General features: G+C 41.3%; 19 protein-coding genes. 17 read left to right on the top strand and 2 right to left on the bottom strand.

What is annotated here, in order from left to right; genetic code table 11:
* The first annotated feature begins 105 nt into the window (after positions 1–105).
* From FC26_RS02715 to FC26_RS02655, 13 genes are all read left to right on the top strand, one after another.
* Positions 106–942, top strand: a complete 837-nt coding sequence (locus FC26_RS02715; protein WP_057777676.1) for a MetQ/NlpA family ABC transporter substrate-binding protein — start codon at positions 106–108, stop codon at positions 940–942.
* Between the two features lie 10 nt (positions 943–952).
* Positions 953–1,975 carry a methionine ABC transporter ATP-binding protein gene (locus FC26_RS02710; RefSeq protein WP_057777675.1) on the top strand — a complete coding sequence of 341 codons (1,023 nt, stop codon included), beginning with the start codon at positions 953–955 and terminating at the stop codon, positions 1,973–1,975.
* Positions 1,972–2,634 carry a methionine ABC transporter permease gene (locus FC26_RS02705; protein ID WP_057777674.1) on the top strand — a complete coding sequence of 221 codons (663 nt, stop codon included), beginning with the start codon at positions 1,972–1,974 and terminating at the stop codon, positions 2,632–2,634. The genes FC26_RS02710 and FC26_RS02705 overlap by 4 nt, the downstream gene beginning before the upstream one ends.
* 42 nt (positions 2,635–2,676) lie before the next feature.
* The gene (locus FC26_RS02700) at positions 2,677–4,047 is read left to right on the top strand and encodes an FAD-binding oxidoreductase (RefSeq protein ID WP_057777673.1); all 1,371 of its coding nucleotides are present in this window, start codon (positions 2,677–2,679) and stop codon (positions 4,045–4,047) included.
* Between the two features lie 411 nt (positions 4,048–4,458).
* Positions 4,459–5,805: an NADP-specific glutamate dehydrogenase gene (gene gdhA / locus FC26_RS02695; protein ID WP_057777671.1), complete on the top strand. Its 1,347-nt coding sequence runs from the start codon at positions 4,459–4,461 to the stop codon at positions 5,803–5,805.
* Between the two features lie 123 nt (positions 5,806–5,928).
* The gene (locus FC26_RS02690) at positions 5,929–6,852 is read left to right on the top strand and encodes an NADP-dependent oxidoreductase (protein ID WP_057777669.1); all 924 of its coding nucleotides are present in this window, start codon (positions 5,929–5,931) and stop codon (positions 6,850–6,852) included.
* 108 nt (positions 6,853–6,960) lie between these two features.
* Complete coding sequence (locus tag FC26_RS02685) at positions 6,961–7,764, top strand: fumarylacetoacetate hydrolase family protein (protein ID WP_057777667.1); 804 nt, start codon at positions 6,961–6,963, stop codon at positions 7,762–7,764.
* Positions 7,765–7,852: 88 nt separating this feature from the next.
* Positions 7,853–9,274 (top strand): nicotinate phosphoribosyltransferase, encoded by a 1,422-nt coding sequence (locus FC26_RS02680; RefSeq protein ID WP_191978872.1) that lies wholly within the window; start codon positions 7,853–7,855, stop codon positions 9,272–9,274.
* Between the two features lie 67 nt (positions 9,275–9,341).
* Positions 9,342–10,577, top strand: coding sequence for a hypothetical protein (locus FC26_RS02675; protein ID WP_057777663.1), 1,236 nt, complete (start codon positions 9,342–9,344; stop codon positions 10,575–10,577).
* Positions 10,578–10,696: 119 nt separating this feature from the next.
* The gene (locus FC26_RS02670) at positions 10,697–11,209 is read left to right on the top strand and encodes a transcription repressor NadR (protein ID WP_057777661.1); all 513 of its coding nucleotides are present in this window, start codon (positions 10,697–10,699) and stop codon (positions 11,207–11,209) included.
* Positions 11,210–11,377: 168 nt separating this feature from the next.
* Entirely contained in the window at positions 11,378–12,532 is a 1,155-nt protein-coding gene (locus FC26_RS02665) for an MFS transporter (RefSeq protein ID WP_420835216.1), read from the top strand.
* 227 nt (positions 12,533–12,759) lie between these two features.
* Complete coding sequence (locus FC26_RS02660) at positions 12,760–13,125, top strand: hypothetical protein (protein WP_057777659.1); 366 nt, start codon at positions 12,760–12,762, stop codon at positions 13,123–13,125.
* Positions 13,126–13,244: 119 nt separating this feature from the next.
* Positions 13,245–13,592 (top strand): hypothetical protein, encoded by a 348-nt coding sequence (locus FC26_RS02655; protein ID WP_057777657.1) that lies wholly within the window; start codon positions 13,245–13,247, stop codon positions 13,590–13,592.
* 62 nt (positions 13,593–13,654) lie between these two features.
* Here the strand turns inward: FC26_RS02655 and FC26_RS02650 are convergent, their stop codons facing one another.
* Positions 13,655–14,116, bottom strand: coding sequence for a hypothetical protein (locus FC26_RS02650; protein WP_057777655.1), 462 nt, complete (start codon positions 14,114–14,116; stop codon positions 13,655–13,657).
* Positions 14,117–14,320: 204 nt separating this feature from the next.
* Between FC26_RS02650 and FC26_RS02645 the strand changes: the two genes are divergently transcribed.
* Entirely contained in the window at positions 14,321–15,004 is a 684-nt protein-coding gene (locus FC26_RS02645; RefSeq protein WP_083483722.1) for an ABC transporter ATP-binding protein, read from the top strand.
* On the opposite strand, the gene FC26_RS02640 is transcribed toward FC26_RS02645, so the two are convergent.
* On the bottom strand, positions 14,941–15,606 hold the full coding sequence (locus tag FC26_RS02640) for a response regulator transcription factor (RefSeq protein ID WP_057777653.1): 666 nt from the start codon (positions 15,604–15,606) through the stop codon (positions 14,941–14,943). The two genes, FC26_RS02645 and FC26_RS02640, sit on opposite strands and share 64 nt — an antisense overlap.
* A 462-nt stretch (positions 15,607–16,068) precedes the next feature.
* Between FC26_RS02640 and FC26_RS02635 the strand changes: the two genes are divergently transcribed.
* The 3 genes from FC26_RS02635 to FC26_RS02625 all read left to right on the top strand — a co-directional run bounded on the left by FC26_RS02635 (position 16,069) and on the right by FC26_RS02625 (position 18,865).
* Complete coding sequence (locus FC26_RS02635; RefSeq protein WP_083483721.1) at positions 16,069–17,001, top strand: C40 family peptidase; 933 nt, start codon at positions 16,069–16,071, stop codon at positions 16,999–17,001.
* Between the two features lie 119 nt (positions 17,002–17,120).
* The gene (locus FC26_RS02630; RefSeq protein WP_057777700.1) at positions 17,121–18,071 is read left to right on the top strand and encodes an asparaginase; all 951 of its coding nucleotides are present in this window, start codon (positions 17,121–17,123) and stop codon (positions 18,069–18,071) included.
* Positions 18,072–18,115: 44 nt separating this feature from the next.
* Positions 18,116–18,865, top strand: a complete 750-nt coding sequence (locus FC26_RS02625) for an LPXTG cell wall anchor domain-containing protein (RefSeq protein WP_235809458.1) — start codon at positions 18,116–18,118, stop codon at positions 18,863–18,865.
* Positions 18,866–19,515 lie beyond the last annotated feature (650 nt).

The following is a 19,515-nucleotide window of genomic DNA, read 5'->3' as shown; positions in this document are numbered from 1 at the left end:
CTCAGTAAGGTGGTACCACGGCTCTGTCGTCCTTTATCAGTAATGATAAAGGGCGATTTTTTAATTTAAGGAATAGAAAGCATATTGGAAAAGGGGAGTTACGTTATGAGAAGAAATACAAAGTGGTTATTGGGATTAGGTGTGATTATTGTTTTATTTGTAGCAATTTTTGGGATTACACGATTAAACTCGTCTAATTCAAACGCTAAGTTGAAGGATGTCACGATTGGGGTAGCACCAGGACCTTATGGTGATATGGCAAAAGACGTGATGGGGCCGCTATTAAAAGAAAAGGGTTATAACGTTAAAATCAAAGAATTTAATGATTATGTTCAACCAAATAAATCATTATCTTCAGGCGAAATTGATGCCAACTTGTTCCAGCACACTGCTTATTTGAAGACTTTCTCAAAGGCGAACCACTTAAAGCTGACAGCATTAGGTGAAACACCAACCTTGGGAATGGGAATCTACTCTAAGAAAATTAAATCCTTAAGCGATTTGAAAGACGGCGATAAAGTTTCGTTGGCTAATGATCCATCCAACTTAGCGCGTTCGTTGCAATTATTGCAAGCTAACAAACTCATTACGCTGAAAGCGAATGTCGATGTTTCTAAGGCCAGTTTGTCAGACATTGCGTCTAACCCAAAGAATCTGCAATTCAAGACTTTGGATGCGGCCCAATTACCACAATCTCGTGACAATGTGACAATTGCATTAATTCCTGGTAACTACTCATGGAATGCTAAAATCAAGCCAAGTTCAGCATTGGCACTTGAAAAACTGCAAGAAGATTATAAGGAAGTCTTTGTTGTAAAGACTAGTCAAAAGAATTCCAAATTTGCCAAGGCCGTTAAATCAGTTTTGAAGAGTGACAAATTTAAGAAAGCAATCAATGATTCCAAGTTTAAAGACTTTGACAAGCCAGCATCTTGGAACTAGGAGGTAAACTATGAGCCAAATTGAACTCAAAAATGTTTCAGTTACTTTTGAACAAAAAAGGACGACGATTAATGCTGTTAAGGACGTATCGTTAAGTATCGAAAAGGGTGAAATCTTCGGTATTGTGGGATTATCCGGTGCTGGTAAATCAACGCTGGTACGAACAATTAACGGACTTCAACAGCCGACGACCGGGGAAGTAACTGTGAGCGGAGTTGAAATCAATAAGGCCAACAAGTCACAACTTGCCCAAGCCCGGAAGAAAATTGGCTTTATTTTTCAAAACTTTAATCTCATTAACAATCGAACAATTGCCCAAAACATTGGGTTTGCGTTGACTGCTGGAGGATATCCGGAGAAACAACAACCTGAAAAAATTGATCAGTTGTTGGCCTTAGTCGGTTTACAGGATCGAAAGGCTAATTATCCCGCCCAACTTTCTGGTGGTCAAAAACAACGGGTGGGCATTGCACGGGCGCTAGCCAATGATCCCGATATTCTGTTGTGTGATGAGGCCACAAGTGCGTTGGATCTCGAAACTGCCGAAGAAATCATTACGATTTTAAAGGATATTAATGAACGATTGCATATCACAATTGTTTTCATTACCCACCAGTTGGAGGTCGCTAAGAACCTGTTTGATCGGGTGGCAGTGATGGAAAACGGCGAGTTAGTTGAACAGACAACCGCCTATAAACTATTCGCAGACCCACAATCAGATATGGCAAAACGGTTGGTCAATCGCTTCTTAGATGATGAACTACCCGATGAGGTGCGCTTTAAACTACGAAAATCAAACGGACGTTTCCTATCACTGAAGTATCACGGGGATGACTCGTTGGATCCCGTAATTACTGAGATTGCTGGAACAGCCGGAGTTGATATTAGTATTTTGCAAGGGCGGATTGAGTTTATTCAATCAAACGCTATTGGGACGCTGGGGATTTTTATTACCGGGGAGCCACAGGCGATCAATCAAGCGGTTCGGCTATTTCATGAAAAGGTTGATGGTGTTGAGGAGGACGAACAATGAGCGAAACAATTACAATTTTACAAGAGAACCTTGGCCAAGCGCTCTGGGAAACGTTTGAGATGGTCGTGATTTCTGGGATCATTGGGGTTGTTTTGGGAACCCTTCTCGGGTTAGTGTTGTACTACTACTCTAATCCTTTGTTCTCACCGCGGGCAGCCGTGAACAATGTTGTTGGGTTTATCATCAACGCTGTCCGATCATTCCCGTTCTTGATCCTAATGATTGTTTTGATCCCGTTCGCCAAACTAGTGGCTGGTGATCCATATACGCCAATGGGGGGTGCTGTGTCATTATCCGTTGCTGCGGTTCCATTCTTTGCCCGCATTGCGGAAAGCTCATTTGCCGAGATTGATCAAGGGGTGATCGAAGCGGCGCGTTCAACGGGTGCTGGATTTTTCCTCATTTTTTCCGATGTTTTATTCCCAGAAGCGCTGCCTTCATTAATTCGGGGAATTGTTTTAACAATTATTAGTTTGATTGGTTATTCAGCCATGGTCGGAACGATTGGGGCTGGTGGAATTGGTAATCTCGCTATTCAATTTGGGTATAATCGCTATGAAACAGGTGTTTTAATCAGCGTAATCGTCATTTTAGTGATTATTGTGCAAATTATTCAGTGGATTGGTGACCGTTTAGCGGTACACTATACCCGGGGTTAGGTTTTGATTTAAGAACTTTAAATTTTAGTAGGAGATGACGTGATGATGGCAGATATTAGTGAATTGTCATTAAAGGATGGTCGGATAATTACCGACTCAGAAACATTAGCAAAATTTGGGAAAGATGATTCCACGCAAGAGGTGGTTAAAGTATATAAGCCGCTCGCAGTGGTTGAAGCTCACAGTGTTGAGGATGTTCAGGCAACGCTAAGATTTGCAAATCATCACAAGATCCCGGTGACGGCATGGGGAGCTGGTAGTTCTATTGTGAACAGTTCTGCAGGGTTGGATGACGGTATCGTTTTGGATTTATCGCAATTAAATCAAATTTTAGAAATTAATATTCCTAATCAGTACGCAGTGGTTCAGGCGGGCGTCTTGAATGCTGATCTGGATAAGGAAGTGCGTAAGCAAGGCTATTTCTTTGCACCAGATCCAGGCTCAAAACCAATTAGTTCCATTGGTGGAAATATTGCCACTAACGCCGGTGGCATGAGTTCATTAAAGTATGGCACAACTAAGCAGTCCGTGATTGGCTTACAAATTGTATTGGCCGATGGTACGCTAATTAATACGGGAAGTAAGACGTTTAAAGATAATGTTGGATACGATTTAACCGATCTGCTTGTGGGGTCAGAAGGCACGTTAGCAGTAATTGTCGCAGCCACTGTCAAGTTATTGCCGATTCCGTTTGGCAAACCTGTCACTGGCTTGGCTACTTTTGCTGACATGAAGCAATTGAGCATTGGCGTTCAAAAAATTTCAGCCAGCGGGCTGTATCCATCGATGATGGAAGCTTTAAATGATACTTCGATTGAAGCGCTGGACCGTTTGGAGAAAACGGATCTAGGCAATGGTGGTGTTGCCAAGGCCCTCTTGATCTTCAAACTTGAAGGGGCGCCGGCAGGGGCCGTAGAAGCGTTGCAAGAAATTTTAGGTGACGCAGGCGCATTGCACGTTTCAGTGACTGATGATGCGGAATATGCACAAAAGATTATTCAAATTCGTCAGGACTACTATCGTGCTGAGGCGGCATATGGTCGGTTAATCGTTGAAGATGTAGCCGTTCCATTGTCAAAATTACCAGATCTAGCTGATTTTGTGGAACAGCTAACGTTTACTACCGATGTGACGGCATTTTTAGGTGGTCATGCTGGCGACGGTAACTTTCATCCCAACATTGCGATTCCACGAGATTCGGACTCGATACCAGCTGACGTGCAGGATGCAATTTCAAAAATTTTCAAGTATGTTCAGTCCATTGAGGGCACGATTTCGGCCGAACATGGAATTGGTGAAATTAAAAAGCAATGGGTTTTGCCGCAATTAGGACAGGAGCTTGTTGATCTACAAAGACGAGTTAAGTTAACGTTTGATCCGAATAACATTTTAAATCCGGGTCGTAAAATTTAGTTCTTAAATTTTAGCGATGCAGTGAAAAAATGCATCGCTTTTTTTATGTCCGCGGGTGACAGAACCATGTTTGGTAATATTTAATACATGCTGCTGATAGAAAAGTATAAAAATTGGTCATTTTTGCTTTTCCTGATGTAGAATGTTTTAAAAAGTGATAACATATTTTTTAAATATTGTAAGCGATTCCGAACAATATTTAACTTATTAAGTTTGATAGCAAGTTGGAATTAATATGAGAGTCACACTTAAAATTATGAAGAATTATTAATATTTGATGAGAGAAATAAAAGTATAATGATTGCTTTCCTTGTTAAATCAAGGAATTATAAATTTTAGCGAAAAATATATTTTTAGAATTCTCTAATATGATATAATTTTAATAATTTGAATTGAAAGGATGATGTGTAGATGTCAGAAGCAAAAGAATATTTAGCTAACGTACGTGCGTCACTTGTAAAGAGAGATCCTAATCAACCAGAGTTTTTAGAAGCCGTGGATAACTTTTTCCACACAATCACTCCGGTTTTAGAAAAACATCCCGAATACATTCAGGCCAACTTAATCGAACGGCTGATTGAACCAGAACGGGCCTTTCAATTCCGTGTTCCATGGGTCGATGATAAAGGTAACGTTCAAGTAAACCGTGGATTCCGTGTACAATTTAGCGCTGCAATCGGACCTTACAAAGGTGGACTGCGGTTCCATCCCAGTGTCAACTTATCAATTGTCAAATTCTTAGGATTTGAACAAATCTTTAAAAACAGCTTAACCGGCCTCCCAATTGGTGGTGGTAAAGGTGGAAGTGACTTTAACCCTAAGGGGAAGTCAGACGGCGAAGTTATGCGCTTCGCTCAAAGTTTCATGACTGAATTACAACGCCATATTGGACCAGATATTGATGTCCCTGCTGGTGATATTGGTGTTGGTGGTCGTGAAATTGGTTATCTATACGGCCAGTACCGGAAGATTCGTGGCTACCAGGCTGGTGTGTTGACTGGTAAAGGCCTGAGTTATGGTGGTAGTTTGGCTCGAACCGAAGCAACAGGGTTCGGGTTACTCTACTTTACGCAAGCATTACTTGCTGATCAGGATGAGTCATTAGACGGTAAGAAGATCAAAGTTTCTGGGGCCGGAAATGTTGCTATTTACGCCATTCAAAAGGCCGCTGAGCTGGGAGCCACTGTTTTAACAGCTTCAGATTCAAATGGATTTGTGTACGATCCAAATGGTATCGACTACAAGATTGTGCAACAAATTAAAGAAGTGGAACGCGGTCGAATTAAAGATTATGCTGACCGTGTTGATACGGCTGAATACCACGAAGGCTCAGTTTGGGACTTTGATTTAGACTACGATATTGCTTTGCCATGTGCGACCCAAAATGAAATTGACGGTGGCCGTGCTGCACGGATTGCACAAAATGGTGCGACAGTTGTCAACTGTGGATCCAACATGCCATGTACTCCGGAAGCTGTTGAAATTTTCCATAAATCCGATGTTTTACTGGGACCAGCCAAAGCCGCTAATGCCGGTGGAGTTGCCGTTTCAGCGTTGGAAATGAGTCAAAATGGTGAACGCCTGTCATGGACGTTTGAAGAAGTTGATCAGCGATTAGAAAAAATTATGCAAAATATCTACACCGAATCGGCTGAAGCCGCTAAGCAATATGGCTTTGGTAAAGACTACTTAGCAGGTGCCAATATTGCCGGCTTTAAGAAAGTTGCCGATGCCATGTTGGCTCAAGGTGTAATTTAGTTAAAAAGATCAAAAGAAGGGAATCCTCGGGATTCTCTTTTTTGATCTTTTTAAAGTTGGAGACTAGGAATAGGATTTTTAGAGTGAAAACGTGTACAATGTACGTAACATGGAGGTGATGCAATGAAAGCATTTGGATACCAATCGTTTGGTAAACCGGACGTTTTTGAAGAATTAGAAGTTGATCAACCAAAGATTACGGGTCAGAATCAAGTAATTGTTGAAACATTGGCTGTTGGAATTAACAACTTTGAACGCATTCAGCGAATGGGGGTTATTGGTGGGAATCATTTTCCAGTGATTCCGGGCCGTGATATTGTGGGGCGAGTGGTTGCTAAAAGTGATGACGTGACGACGATTCAACTCGATGACGTGATTATTGGCCATGCAGGACCTGCGTACGCCCAATTTGCAAAACTCTCGGTTAATCGATTAATCAAAAAACCACAAAATGTCTCGCTTGAGCAGGCCGCAGCTATTATTACACCAGGTATTACGGCATATAATGCTGTGACCGAATTTACTCATGTGCGGGCTGGCGATCGGGTTCTAGTTAACGGAGCAACCGGCGGTGTTGGTATGATTGCAGCGCAAGTCGCCAAACACCTTGGCGCCTATGTTGTCGGTGTGGGATCATCAAAGAATCACACCACACTCCAATCATTAGCACTGGATCAGCTCGCATTTTATGATCAAGAAGATATTAATGAGAAGTTTGCCGATCAATTTGATGTTGTGATTAACGCGGCAATGAACGGCAATAATGAAGCGCTAATCAGTGCCGTTATTCGTGATGGTGGTCGAGCTGCTTCCGTTGGTGAAGCTAATAATTTGCAGGACAAACCTCAAGTCCTGTTCGAACATATTCGCCCACTAGATGCGCAACATGATCGAATCGCCCTTCAAAAACTGGCCACGATGTTATCTGATAAAACGTTGCAAGTACCAATTTTTAAGACGTTACCACTGACATTGCAAGGTGTAGTGAAAGGCCATGACTTACTCGAACAAAGGCATGCGCCGGGTCGGATAATTTTAATGAAGTAAAATGATAGCGTGGTCCAATGAATGGCGGTAAGTGCCAAATTGGATCACGCTATTTATGAGGAGAAGTTGCCGAACTAATTGGGAACTTATTGGAAAGAAGAGAGTTAAATGAAAATTGGCAGAAAACAGGGATCACCATTTTTAATTTTGGATGCCGACCATGGACGTCCGATTCTTAATTGTAACAGTGTCGTAGCGGCCGCTTTGATGTCCGAGCCAGAGCTGAAGTTGGGACCAATTGAAACCTTTCAAATGGCTACATTACAGCAACCAATCAAGCAACCACATCAAATTTTAGCGGTGGGAATGAACTATCTTGATCATTCGAAAGAAATCCATTTAGCACTGCCACAAACGCCGAGTACCTTCACCAAATTTTCAAGTTCACTAACTGGGCCAACAACTACGATTCGCCGTCATGGGCCACGCACCGACTGGGAAACTGAATTAGTAGTGGTGGTTGGCAAGGCTGGTCGCAACATTTCGACCGCCGATGCTGCAGATCATATTGCAGGGTACATGGTTGGGGAAGATTTGTCGGATCGCGACGTGCAGTTTGCAAATTCACCCGCGCAATTTTCACTCGGAAAGTCATTTGAACATTATTCACCAATTGGGCCGTACTTGACGACACCAGATGAAATTGATGATTTAGGTTATCAAGAAATTCGAACCTTGGTGAATGATCGAGAGGTGCAGCGGGCGCAGCTAAAGCAGATGATTTTTGATCCAGCAGCACTGATTCATTATTTTTCATCAATTATTAAGTTACAAGCGGGAGACTTAATTTTTACTGGGACGCCCAGTGGCACGGGTGTCGGACGTGAACCAGAACAATATTTAAAGGACGGCGATCATTTGCGTGCCGAAATTACCAATTTAGGCCGCCTAGATATTGACGTCATTGCGTAGTGAAACTATTGTTTTTTGCCAAGTAATTTCGAACAGTGCTATAATTAATCCAACATTTAGGTGTCTTTACACCTACTGAGGAGGATTCATTTTGAGGAATTTGGCATTATTAACTGATTTATACGAGTATTCTATGGCCAATGGTTTTTTGCAGCAGTTACCAAAGGACCGGGCTACTTTTGATATCTTTTTCCGACGGGTTCCTGATGAGGGCAGTTTTGTGATCGCGGCTGGATTACAGCAAGTAGTGGGGGAACTGCAAAAATTACATTTCGATGCGTCAGATATTGCCTATTTTAAACAGTTGAAGCTTTACGATGAGGCTTTTATTGACTACTTGGCGAATTTTAAATTGGACTGTGAAATTACAGCGGTTCCAGAAGGGACGCCAATCTTTCCACGCGAACCGTTGATGACGATTGAAGGCCCGTTAGTTCAAGTGCAAATGTTAGAAACCCTAGTTTTAAATATCCTTAACCATCAATCTTTGATTGCGACTAAAGCACGGCGCATTAACTATGCTGCCGCTGGGCGGCCGGTAATGGAATTTGGTGCGCGCCGTGCTCAGGGACCAGATAGTGCGACATACGGTGCTCGAGCAGCGATTATTGGTGGTTGCAGTAGTACATCGAATGTTTTAGCCGCCAAGCAATTTCAGATTCCAGCCGCTGGCACCATGGCGCATAGCTGGGTAGAAGCATTTGATGATGAATTGACAGCCTTTCAAAAGTGGGCTGAAATATATCCAGATAATAGTGCATTACTAGTCGATACCTATGATGTGCTCAAATCAGGAATTCCAAATGCAATCAAAGTATTTCAGCAGTTGGTTGCTACCGGTCATCAACCGGTGGGCATTCGAATTGATTCCGGTGATATTGGTTATCTGACCAAAAAAGCGCGTCAGATGCTGGACCAAGCAGGTTTTATGCAGGCTAAAATTACGGTATCGAATGCTTTAGATGAAAATGTGATTACGGCATTACTTCAAGAACAGGCGCCGATTGATAACTTTGGCATTGGCGAGAAGCTGATCACAAGTTCGTCGTCTCCGGTATTGAGTGGTGTGTATAAAATGGCTGCAATCGAACGTGACGGGAGAATAATTCCGAAGATTAAAATTAGCGGCAGTCGCGAGAAGATAACGCTACCAGGTCGTAAGCGGACGTATCGTTTATTTTATCCCGGAACGGATAAAGCCTTTGCGGATGTGATTGCCTTGGCCGATGAGCGTATTGATGGCCGACCACTGGAAGTCATCAACAGTGATCCACTGAGTGTTAAAAATCCGACAGTCATCCAGGATTTTGATGCACGCGAGTTACAACAAACGGTCAATTTAGCGCAGTCAACCGATAAAAGTGTTTTTGAAATTCAACGCTTTTCAAAAGGCCGGTTGGCGCAGTTACCAGACGAAACGCAACGGTTAACCAATCCAGACCGTTATATGGTGTTTATGAGTAAATCATTGGCCGACTTACAACAAGCTCTGTTGGATCAACGACTATAGGAATTCTTCATAAAACGATTTCATGAATCGTGATACAATAAGGGAAACTTGTAAAGAAGATGAGCAGATGCAAACGTATGAAGGTGAACCACTGAATATTTTGCATACAATCGGACTCGACATTTTATATCCGGTTGTACGAGTGGAGATGCAAATTGAGCCACAACTAGATTTGCCGCGCTTTAAAACCGCTTTGACCGCTGTGAGCCAGATTGTACCGGAGTTACTGTGTCGTTACGAGATGAAGACTAACCAGTGGGTTCAGGTTACGGATGATGTGACCGATTTAATTTTTCCAGCAATTAAGGATGTTGATCAAGATGGCCAGAATTGGGATCTGATGCGTGAGCCACAATTGCGGGTGTATTGGAATGATACTGGCGATGCAACAAAGTTGACACTATACATTAGTCATATTTTGACGGATGGTGCTGGCAGTAAACAGTTGCTCTATCTTATTGCTCAGGCCTATTCAGCTGGACCATCTGCAGTTGAGTCTGTGACTAATAGTCAAAATTTAGATTGGCTTGAGACACTGGTGCGTGATTATCATCCAGCAGCTGCACAGCAAACTGATCATCCAGACGAGGCACTAAAATTGCCGCGATTGAAATCAGATGGTGGATCGCAATATCAAGTCGGGCGGGTGCAGTTAGCTACACTTGAAACGAAACGGCTCCTTCGGGCAACTCATCAACAGCACGTAACGGTTAATGATGTTGTGATGGCGGCGTTTGGTCGCGTAATGCAAAGCTTTTCAGGAACGCATTCAATTGCATTAGCGTGCCCAACGGATATGCGTCAATTTACGACTTGTCCAGAGCAGACGGTGCAAATCGCTAATATGACATCCCGCTATAATTTGTCACTTGTGACTGAGCTAGATGAACCGTTCACCACGCTGGTGGAACGATTCCATCAAGCCATGATTACGCGTAAACAAGAAATGCAGTGCTTAGATTCGGTAGCGGGTCTGCTGAAACAATACCAGCACGAACCGTTAGCAAAACTGCAGCAAATCGTGGAAGACAACTATCATGTGCGAGAAGTTGCTTACACAAATTTCGGCGTCATTGATGATCAGCGATTAAAGTTTACCGGTCATCACATTACGTCATTTGTTATGACGGGTGGATTTCGTCAGGCACCAATGTATCAAATTGCCGCTGGGACGTTTGGTAATCGGTTAACATTGGCGTTCAATATGAATGGTACGCAAACCGAGTATACGTTTGGCATGGCTTTAGCCAGAGCAACAGCGGAGTTAATTAATCGGTTTGCGCTGGAAGCTTTATCTGAATAATGTCGTACCCGTCTTAATTGGACGGGTATTTTTTGGATTGAAGTGGTGGCTGGCAGTGACTTAATGGTAAAATAATAGCTATTAAGTTGTAATTATTTAAGTGTTAGGTAGGCAATTTTATGGAAAATGGAAAAGTAAGACAAGAAAAAATTAAAAGCACTTTGTTATCCGCTAAAAAGGCAGTTAGTGCAACTCATTTTGCCAAAGAGTTTGGTGTGAGTCGTCAAACCATTGTGGGCGATATTGCACTGCTTCGTGCGGGTGGTGAGGATATTTTAGCGACACCGATGGGGTATGAATATGCCGAACCAGTAGAACCGCTGCAATTTACGGTTGTTTGTCAGCATACGTTGGCCCAGACTGAACAAGAACTGCTATTGATTATTCATGCTGGTGGGACTGTGTTAAATGTGGCTGTTGACCATCCGATATACGGACAACTTAGTGGACAGCTGACAATCCGGAATGAATCCGATGTTCATCAGTTTATGTATCACCTACAACGCTTTAAGGGCCATCTCCTGTCTGAGTTAACAGATGGTGTTCATAGTCATTTGATCGCGGTGCAACAAGCTTCACAAATGGATGAAATTAGACAGAAATTAAGAGATAACGAAATTCTATATGAATAATTAGGATTGACAAGACACCCCCAAGCAAAGTAGGATATGAGTTGCACCTATGGTGTCAAGACACATGCAAAATGTGATCAATATAAAAATTTGGGGGAGATTCTAATTAAAAAAGTTGGTCAAAACAAGTTACTTGCCGCGTCGGGATTTGCGTGGCTGTTTGATGCGATGGATGTGGGGATGCTGTCCTTCGTGATTGCCGCGGTCGCACCGCAGTGGCATTTGACGAGTGTTCAGATGGGCTGGATAGGAAGCGTTAGTTCCATTGGCATGGCAGTCGGAGCTGTTTTATTTGGTGCACTAGCAGATCGGTTTGGTCGTAAGGATATCTTGATCCTAACGTTACTGATCTTTTCGGTTGGAAGTGGGCTGTCCGCATTAGCTACTAGCTATCTGATCTTTATTATCATTCGTTTTATTGTTGGAATGGGCCTTGGCGGAGAATTGCCTGTCGCATCTACGCTCGTGTCTGAAAGTGTGGACGTAGAAGAGCGGGGCCGGATTGTTGTTTTGCTAGAGAGCTTTTGGGCCGGCGGCTGGCTCATTGCGGCGGTTATTTCGTACTTTGTGATTCCACGATGGAGCTGGCGTGTCGCACTAATTGGAGCCTCTTTGACGGCCCTCTATGCGTTTTATTTACGCTACAGTATTCATGATTCCTTAAATGAAGTTCGGCAGGAGGCTAAACAACGGCCAGGATTTGTGCAACGTGTTAAGGCTATCTGGCGACCGGAGAATGCCAAATCCACGCTGATGCTATGGATCGTTTGGTTCATGGTTGTGTTTTCATATTACGGAATGTTTCTTTGGTTACCGAGTGTGATGGTTTTAAAAGGGTACAGCGTTGTGAATAGTTTTGGCTATGTATTGATTATGACCTTGGCTCAGTTACCTGGATACTTTGTTGCCGCATGGTTGATTGAACGTTGGGGCCGTAAAACTGTGTTGGCGTTATTTTTAGCGGGGACTGCAATTAGCGCGCTGGGATTTGGAAATGCGGCTGGCTTGCCGATGTTATTAACGACGGGCATACTGTTGTCGTTTTTCAATCTAGGTGCTTGGGGAACGTTGTACGCTTATTCACCGGAACAGTACACTGCAAGTGTCCGGGGAACCGGAACAGGTTTTGCAGCCGGTGTCGGACGTCTCGGTGGAATTGTGGGTCCGTTACTAGTTGGTCAGCTAATCGCACAAAAAGTTAGTTTGACGTTAATTTTCGGCATCTTTTTCGGTGCGATTTTAATCGCCGTGATCGCTATTTTGGTATTAGGACAAGAAACAATGGGTAAGGTACTCGATCGTACGACGGCACCACAAAGATAACAGATGATTAGTGAGCGAGAGTGCTCACTATTTTTTTGCCGAATTAGTGAAATTATGCTAAATAACTGGCTTTTTAATGTGTCAGATAGTAAAGTAAATGTTAATTGAATAAGTATTTGAATCATCAAGGGGATTGAGTATATAATGATTTATACTTGTACCGTTTGGGGACGGAGTACGGGATATCAAATACATACAGTTGACTGTTGTTGAATGGAGATTATATTATGGATTACTATGATAATGCGAATAAGTTCATGGGGGTATACCAGGGGCATGAACATGAGTTCGCAGCGATTTTAAAGGATGATGGTTTTTCAATGGGCGATATCAGCATGATGAAAAAAGCGCCCAGCGTTTGGCAAATGCCTACTGATCTGGTGATTAAGGTGGCCAAGGAATATGTTTATTACTTGGCGGAGCAGGCTGCAAAGGATCCGGAATTTATTACGGTCCTTAATAAGATTAAGAGTACATTGAGTTCTGGTGAAGAAGAACCGTATGCAAGTACGGCACATGCCTATCGACAATTGTTAGACAATAATCTTGATGTCTATGCTCAACTTTATGAAGTCTATCTAAAACATAAATAAAACGACAAATGGTTTTGGATGACACATTCGAAACCATTTTTTCTTATTAATTTTGACCGTTGTATTATATAATTGAAGCATGAATTAATGACCGCAATTCAGAAGGGAATTAGATTGTCATGGATGATGAATTAAAAAAATGGAGCGCTCGGTTCGAGAGTAAAAATGGCCGTCAGCCAACTGACGAAGAATTTGAAAGCGCTAAAAAAAGAATCGAAAGAAACGTTGAGGCTCAACGTCAGCGTCAAACACAGTCGAATCCACGACCAGCCGTGAAGCATGACAATAATCTATCGCAGCAAAATCCGAATGCCAACTACGCTTCTGCCAAGGAAGCAAATTCGGAAAAGCAACCACCGCGCCATGACTGGGGCTTTTTGTGGGTACTGCTTTTAGCTGCTTTGTTTATTATTGGTGGTATTATTGCATTTAAGATTGGTACTGCGCACGGGACTTCGTTATGGTAGATGCCATTTAAAAGGCTCGTTATCTGACACCGAAAAGATAAGGTGGCAGGTAACGAGCCTTTTTAGTTGGCAAATTGGGGTAATTTGGTGTCGATGTATTGTTGACGATCAAATTTAGTTTTGAAATCAAGTGTGAGGTCCTGATAGTTTTCGAAGTGTAATACAAGCGAATAAGGTAACTCTGTGTCTTGATTGATAATTGGCCGAATGGATTCAGGTAGCGCATCCGTACATTGGTTAATAAAAATTGGCTTCTGAGCGGCGAAATTTTTTACAGCACTGGCTAATTCGCGTTCAACGGGTTCAACATGACGATCATCAGTCGTGAGAGTGAATCGAGTTGTGACATGACCATCATGATTAATAACTGAGAAGGTTGGCTGGGCTCCACGTTGAACGGAAATGTATGCCATCTTGCTATCTAAAAATGGATGAAAGGCGACATCCAGCGCGTTAAGGGCAGTGACTTTAATAATCACACGAGTGTCGGAAAAGTCGATTATTTCGAATAAGGTATTTTCCATGATAATCCCTCCAATTAATTTTAACTTCATAACTAATGATTGGCATAAGTATATCATGCAAAAAAGTGCTTGTCACTATTTTCTTGTTAAAAAATACACAAATGAAATTTTTGCAAATAAATCAGTTAATAAATAATTAAGATTTGGGTTAATAGACCGTTAATAGTTATTGGTTATGATTAGGATGAAAGTGAGGCGAGCATTATGGATAGTGTTTTGGAATTACGGAATGTTAGAAAATCCTTTGGAAAACAGGTCGTTTTGGATGATATAAATTTAACCATTCATCAGGGTGACATTTACGGGTTAATCGGTCGGAATGGCGCAGGAAAAACAACTATTTTGAAAACAATTGTCAGTTTGATTCATCAAGATAAGGGAGAAATCTTGCTATTTGGCCGAACTCATGGTGAAGGGTATATGAAACAACTGACACGAACGGGGAGCGTTATTGAAACCTCGGTTGCTAATAATGAATTGACTGCACGTCAAAATTTGAAGTATTACTGTAAGGTTAAAGGAATCGTTAATCGTAATGCCGTGGATGAAGCATTAGACTTTGTGGGACTGTCGGATACTAAAAATAAAAAGTTTAAAAATTTTTCGCTTGGTATGCGACAGAAATTGGGACTAGCAATCGCATTATTAAATCAGCCTGATTTTTTAATTTTGGATGAACCAATTAATGGTTTAGATCCGATTGCGATCGTTGAGTTCCGCAATTTACTGATCAGGCTGAACCAAACAAGGCAAATTACAATTTTAATTTCGAGTCATATTTTGGGCGAACTTTATCAAATGGTGACAAAGTTTGGTATTCTTAATCACGGTAAAATTATTAAAGAACTTACAATGGTTTCAATATACTTGTGCGTCGGATCTAGTTGATTTAGTTTATGTCTTAAATTACTTAGATGAACATTGATCGTATTTTCGTTATCCAAGAATGGTTCGTTCCAGATAGTTTCGTAGAGGTGTTCCTTTGTGAAAATAGTATTGGGATGTGAAAAAAGAAGTTGAATGATTGCAAGTTCTTTTTTCTTTAAGGAGCACTGATGCTGCCCATTAGAAATGATGAACTGGGCAGAATTGAGTGTGATTTTTCGATAAGTAAGAACTTTGGACTGTTGCGGCGCGGTATTTCTTAGTTGAACGGTAATTCTGGCACTTAGTTCATCAATATTAAATGGTTTCGTAATATAATCATTGGCACCAGCAAGAAGAAATTGTGCGATTTCGCTGGCATCGTCAAGGGCCGTTAGAATAATAACGGGAATCTGCGATGTTAGTCGGATAGCAGCCAGTACCTCTGCACCACTTTTTCCGGGGAGCATTCGATCTAGGATGATTAGCGAAAAGGGAACTTGGTTGAACAGAAGTAGGCCCTCGGTGCCGGAATAGGCACTTGTAATTTGATATTTTGGTGATAATAGATTGACAAGCATTTCCTGCATATCACTACTGTCTTCAATGACTAATATTTTTTCCATAGCAATCCCTTCTTATGTGCCATCTATAAGCTTACTTTTATTATAGAATATCTTAAATGTTAAATGAAGAGGCCATAATTTTAAATGCAATCTAATGGTCATAAAAAAAGAAAACGGAACTTAAACACAAAAAAATAATTTAACTGCTTAGATTTACCTATTAATAAATAGACGAATTTTATATAATTATTAACTTTCTGATTAAAAATGCATAATTATTTAAGAAATAATGAATTTATTGAATTTTTTGTGACTTTGTTACAAACACTGTCCCGTTATCATGCACTTTTGAACTTGATTTTAAGTTTTGTTGTAATATTTGTAAAAATATGTAATCAGGATGGCATTTAAATGAAATCTAACAGCGCTAACATGATCCCATCAACTGAGTACGTTCGGTTGGACTAAATATAAAAATATTCTTAGGAGTGATTTATTATTAACTCAGCAGTCAAAAAAACAATGGTCGGGACCTTGGGCGCAGCAGCATTATTGGTGGCTGGCACACAAGTTGCACATGCTGACTCATTACAAATTCAAAAGGGAGATACTGTTTGGGGCTATTCACAAAAGTATCACGTTTCAATTGATGACATTGTAAAATCTAACAAATTAGCTGATGCTAACTTAATCATTGCAGGTCAAACAATTAATATTCCAGGTGTATCTACCGGTTCAAGCGCAGCGACAACGTCGAACGCTGCAACAACATCGACCGTTAGTGGAACTTCATCGGCAACGGTTGCAGCCTCAAGTGCTACTAGTGTTAGCGCTGCGAGTTCATCTGTAGCCAGTTCTGCGGTGGCCACCAGTGCAGCCTCAAGTTTAGCTACGGCTACGAGTTCAACGGCAGCGACAAGCTCAAGTGTTGCATCATCAGCAACTAGCAGCGCTGTTTCAACCAGCTCAGCAACCACTTCAAGTGCTACGACCAGTTCAACGACGGCAACTGCCACCAGTGCTAGTGCAACGACGACAACTACCACTACAAGTAGTAGCTCGTCATCTTCTACCACCACAACGACCAGTACTGGTAGCATGGCTCGTGGCGGCGGTGTGTCTGCAGCCTTAGCAATTGCTAATGGTGGTATTGGGTATCTTTATGGTGGAAGTTCGTTATCGACTGGGTTTGACTGCTCGGGCCTTGTTCAATATGTGTACGGCTTGAGTTCCAGCTACCGGACAACCTACCAACAAGCTACCTTAGGGACTCATCATACTGATGTGGCGAACGCACCATACGGTTCATTGTTGTTCTGGGGCAGTGATAGTGCACCATATCACGTGGCTATTTCATTAGGTAACGGCTCATACGTTGCCGCTGAAAATTCAAGTACTGGGATTGGTGTCTTTACGCAATCATGGAGTACCCCTGACTTCTACATCAATTATTAAGCTTTATTTTACGTAGGGAGTATCAGATACTAATTTGATACTCCCTTTTTTGTGTAAAAATGTGTAAAATGATGATTGAAGTCTAAATATAAAGGTGAGAATAAGTGGCAAAGATTTTAATGATCCATACAGGTGGCACGATTGCAATGAAAACCAATGATGATGGGGACATTGCAGATACTGAACAAAATCCACTTGTTCAATTAGTTCAAACATTCAAAGATTTAACGATCGAACAAGTCGAATTATTTAATATTCCATCACCGCATATGACGTATCGGTTAATGTGGCAGTTAAGTCGTAAAATTAATGAGGTAGCTGATCAATATGATGGCGTGGTCGTCACACATGGGACGGATACCTTGGAAGAAACAGCCTATTTTCTTGATTTAACGGTGCATGTGAAGTGTGCAGTAGTTGTCACTGGGGCGATGAAATCAACCGATCAAATTGGCACGGATGCATTGGCAAATATAGCAGCATCTTTGGCGGTTGCACGGGATGCAAACTCGCAAAATCAAGGCGTTTTGGTTGTATTGAATGACCAAATTTTTCCAGCACGATATGTGACTAAATCGCATACAACGAATTTAGCCACATTTCAAGCGCCGATGACTGGACCAATTGGGATGGTTCACCAGTCGCAGGTGTCATTTTTGATGGCGCTAAATCAACAGCGCACGCTAGACATGCATCAATTAATTGATCGCGTATATTTATTTAAAGCGTACGCCGGAATGGACGGGCAGTTGTTCCAATTGTTGACTCCCGAGACGACTGATGGTGTCGTAATTGAAGGAATGGGAGCTGGCAATTTGCCGCCTCAGACGTTACCAGCAATTCAGAAATTAATTGCACAGAATATACCGGTTGTATTAGTTTCACGGTGTTTTAATGGTAGTGTAGCGCCGGTATATTCATATGTTGGTGGGGGCGTCAACCTGCAAAAAATGTGGCTGCTTCTTTGCCACGGTTTAAATGGTCAGAAGGCAATGGTTCGATTGGTGATTGGATTAAGCGCCGGTTTGGACCACTCAGAATTAGGGCGCTTCATGAGTAATGATAATTGAATATGTGATTTAGTAATCGTTTAAGGGAGTATTTAATTTTGGGAGTGAGTGAATTAGTGATGAACAGGTTGAAAGGGTTATTGGGGCAACCACAAAAAAAGATATTATTGATCGTGATGATAATTGGTATAATATGGGCGTGGATGGCTGTATGTAGCAGATCAGTTTGGGCTGATGAAGTTGAAGCAGAAAGTAGCGCCGAAGTAACAAATAGCCAAAGTGAATCAATGGCAAGCAGTCAATCGGAACCGGGAATTCGAATTAGAATTCGTGTGGACGGTGCGACAAGCGTTACGAAGGCCGGGTACTATAATCATTTGCCAAATGCAACACAGGATCCTAATGTGGCCTTAAGTAAAATAGTCCAGTCGAGTAGTACGTCTTCTCAAGTAAGCACTACTCAGCTGAAACAACCAGCAACTCCTGCTGAGCATCCCGCACAGGGGCATACTGATGATACGCAAACTAGTAACGTGAAGGAAACGCAAATTCCAACGCTTAAGAATTCTAATTTAAAGGCAGATAAGCAGGTTACTACTAACCAACTTGTGCAAACCAGTGGTAACAAGAAAAGTGCAGGTACAAGTGCGAATTCTAAAAAAAGATATGAAAGTGTGATTGTCACTCAAAAGCAACATTTGTCTTCTGATCGTGGGAGTACCCGCCATTTGTATGCACCGCAAAACCAATTACCAAAAACGGGCCACACACAACAATCTACTTTAATGACCGGAGTGGGAGCCATTATAATTGTGGCAGGTGTAGGTGTTGTAATCAAAACGCGTAAACATTAAAGACCAGACTGGGAAAACATAGAAAATTTTCTCAATCTGGTCTTTATTTTTTTTAATTGCTCTAAAATATATATGGAATGTGATCTGATCAACAGGGCCTTTAAAAATATTGCGGAATGATGGTGCGGATTAGAATTAAGCGGGCAAGAATACAGGAAATGCTTACATTTCAGATAAACAATAGAACATTAAAAAAATAAAAAATCAAATATTACAAAAATATAAAATTTGAAAAAATAATTCAGATAAATAATGGGTTTTAAACAGAATTAATCATTTATCAATCGATATATTAATTGCGAAAATAAGGTCAAATTAGCGCTGTGTTGATATATAAGCCATGTAAAATCCTGGGTAGTATTTGATAATAATCAACATGATTTGCAAGAAATAGTCTAATTATTGGAATGAAATTATATTTTTTTAGAACATAAACGTGAATATCAGTTGATTAACAGGTGTAATTTGAGTTTACTAAAAATGAAAACCAAAAACTAATTTTCAGTAATTAATAGAATTAACTTATGATTTGATCAAGTAAAAATTCATCTAAAGTAGTTGAAAAACGCAACGATATAGTATATCATTCTACATTGAATGTAAGCGAAATGGTTACTAATTAAATTGAGTAAATAAACTACGGCTCCAAA

Source organism: Paucilactobacillus vaccinostercus DSM 20634 (assembly GCF_001436295.1).
GTDB classification, from domain to species: Bacteria; Bacillota; Bacilli; order Lactobacillales; family Lactobacillaceae; genus Paucilactobacillus; species Paucilactobacillus vaccinostercus.
Note: the sequence above shows the minus strand (reverse complement) of the source record. Positions and strands in the feature narration are given on the sequence as shown.

Bases quoted from the DNA above. Each gene is read 5' to 3' on its own strand.
- FC26_RS02715 (WP_057777676.1), top strand. From the start codon at position 106: ATGAGAAGAAATACAAAGTGGTTATTGGGATTAGGTGTGATTATTGTT.
- FC26_RS02710 (WP_057777675.1), top strand. From the start codon at position 953: ATGAGCCAAATTGAACTCAAAAATGTTTCAGTTACTTTTGAACAAAAA.
- FC26_RS02705 (WP_057777674.1), top strand. From the start codon at position 1,972: ATGAGCGAAACAATTACAATTTTACAAGAGAACCTTGGCCAAGCGCTC.
- FC26_RS02700 (WP_057777673.1), top strand. From the start codon at position 2,677: ATGATGGCAGATATTAGTGAATTGTCATTAAAGGATGGTCGGATAATT.
- gdhA (WP_057777671.1), top strand. From the start codon at position 4,459: ATGTCAGAAGCAAAAGAATATTTAGCTAACGTACGTGCGTCACTTGTA.
- FC26_RS02690 (WP_057777669.1), top strand. From the start codon at position 5,929: ATGAAAGCATTTGGATACCAATCGTTTGGTAAACCGGACGTTTTTGAA.
- FC26_RS02685 (WP_057777667.1), top strand. From the start codon at position 6,961: ATGAAAATTGGCAGAAAACAGGGATCACCATTTTTAATTTTGGATGCC.
- FC26_RS02675 (WP_057777663.1), top strand. From the start codon at position 9,342: ATGCAAACGTATGAAGGTGAACCACTGAATATTTTGCATACAATCGGA.
- FC26_RS02670 (WP_057777661.1), top strand. From the start codon at position 10,697: ATGGAAAATGGAAAAGTAAGACAAGAAAAAATTAAAAGCACTTTGTTA.
- FC26_RS02665 (WP_420835216.1), top strand. From the start codon at position 11,378: ATGGATGTGGGGATGCTGTCCTTCGTGATTGCCGCGGTCGCACCGCAG.
- FC26_RS02660 (WP_057777659.1), top strand. From the start codon at position 12,760: ATGGATTACTATGATAATGCGAATAAGTTCATGGGGGTATACCAGGGG.
- FC26_RS02655 (WP_057777657.1), top strand. From the start codon at position 13,245: ATGGATGATGAATTAAAAAAATGGAGCGCTCGGTTCGAGAGTAAAAAT.
- FC26_RS02650 (WP_057777655.1), bottom strand. From the start codon at position 14,116: ATGGAAAATACCTTATTCGAAATAATCGACTTTTCCGACACTCGTGTG.
- FC26_RS02645 (WP_083483722.1), top strand. From the start codon at position 14,321: ATGGATAGTGTTTTGGAATTACGGAATGTTAGAAAATCCTTTGGAAAA.
- FC26_RS02640 (WP_057777653.1), bottom strand. From the start codon at position 15,606: ATGGAAAAAATATTAGTCATTGAAGACAGTAGTGATATGCAGGAAATG.
- FC26_RS02635 (WP_083483721.1), top strand. From the start codon at position 16,069: ATGGTCGGGACCTTGGGCGCAGCAGCATTATTGGTGGCTGGCACACAA.
- FC26_RS02630 (WP_057777700.1), top strand. From the start codon at position 17,121: ATGATCCATACAGGTGGCACGATTGCAATGAAAACCAATGATGATGGG.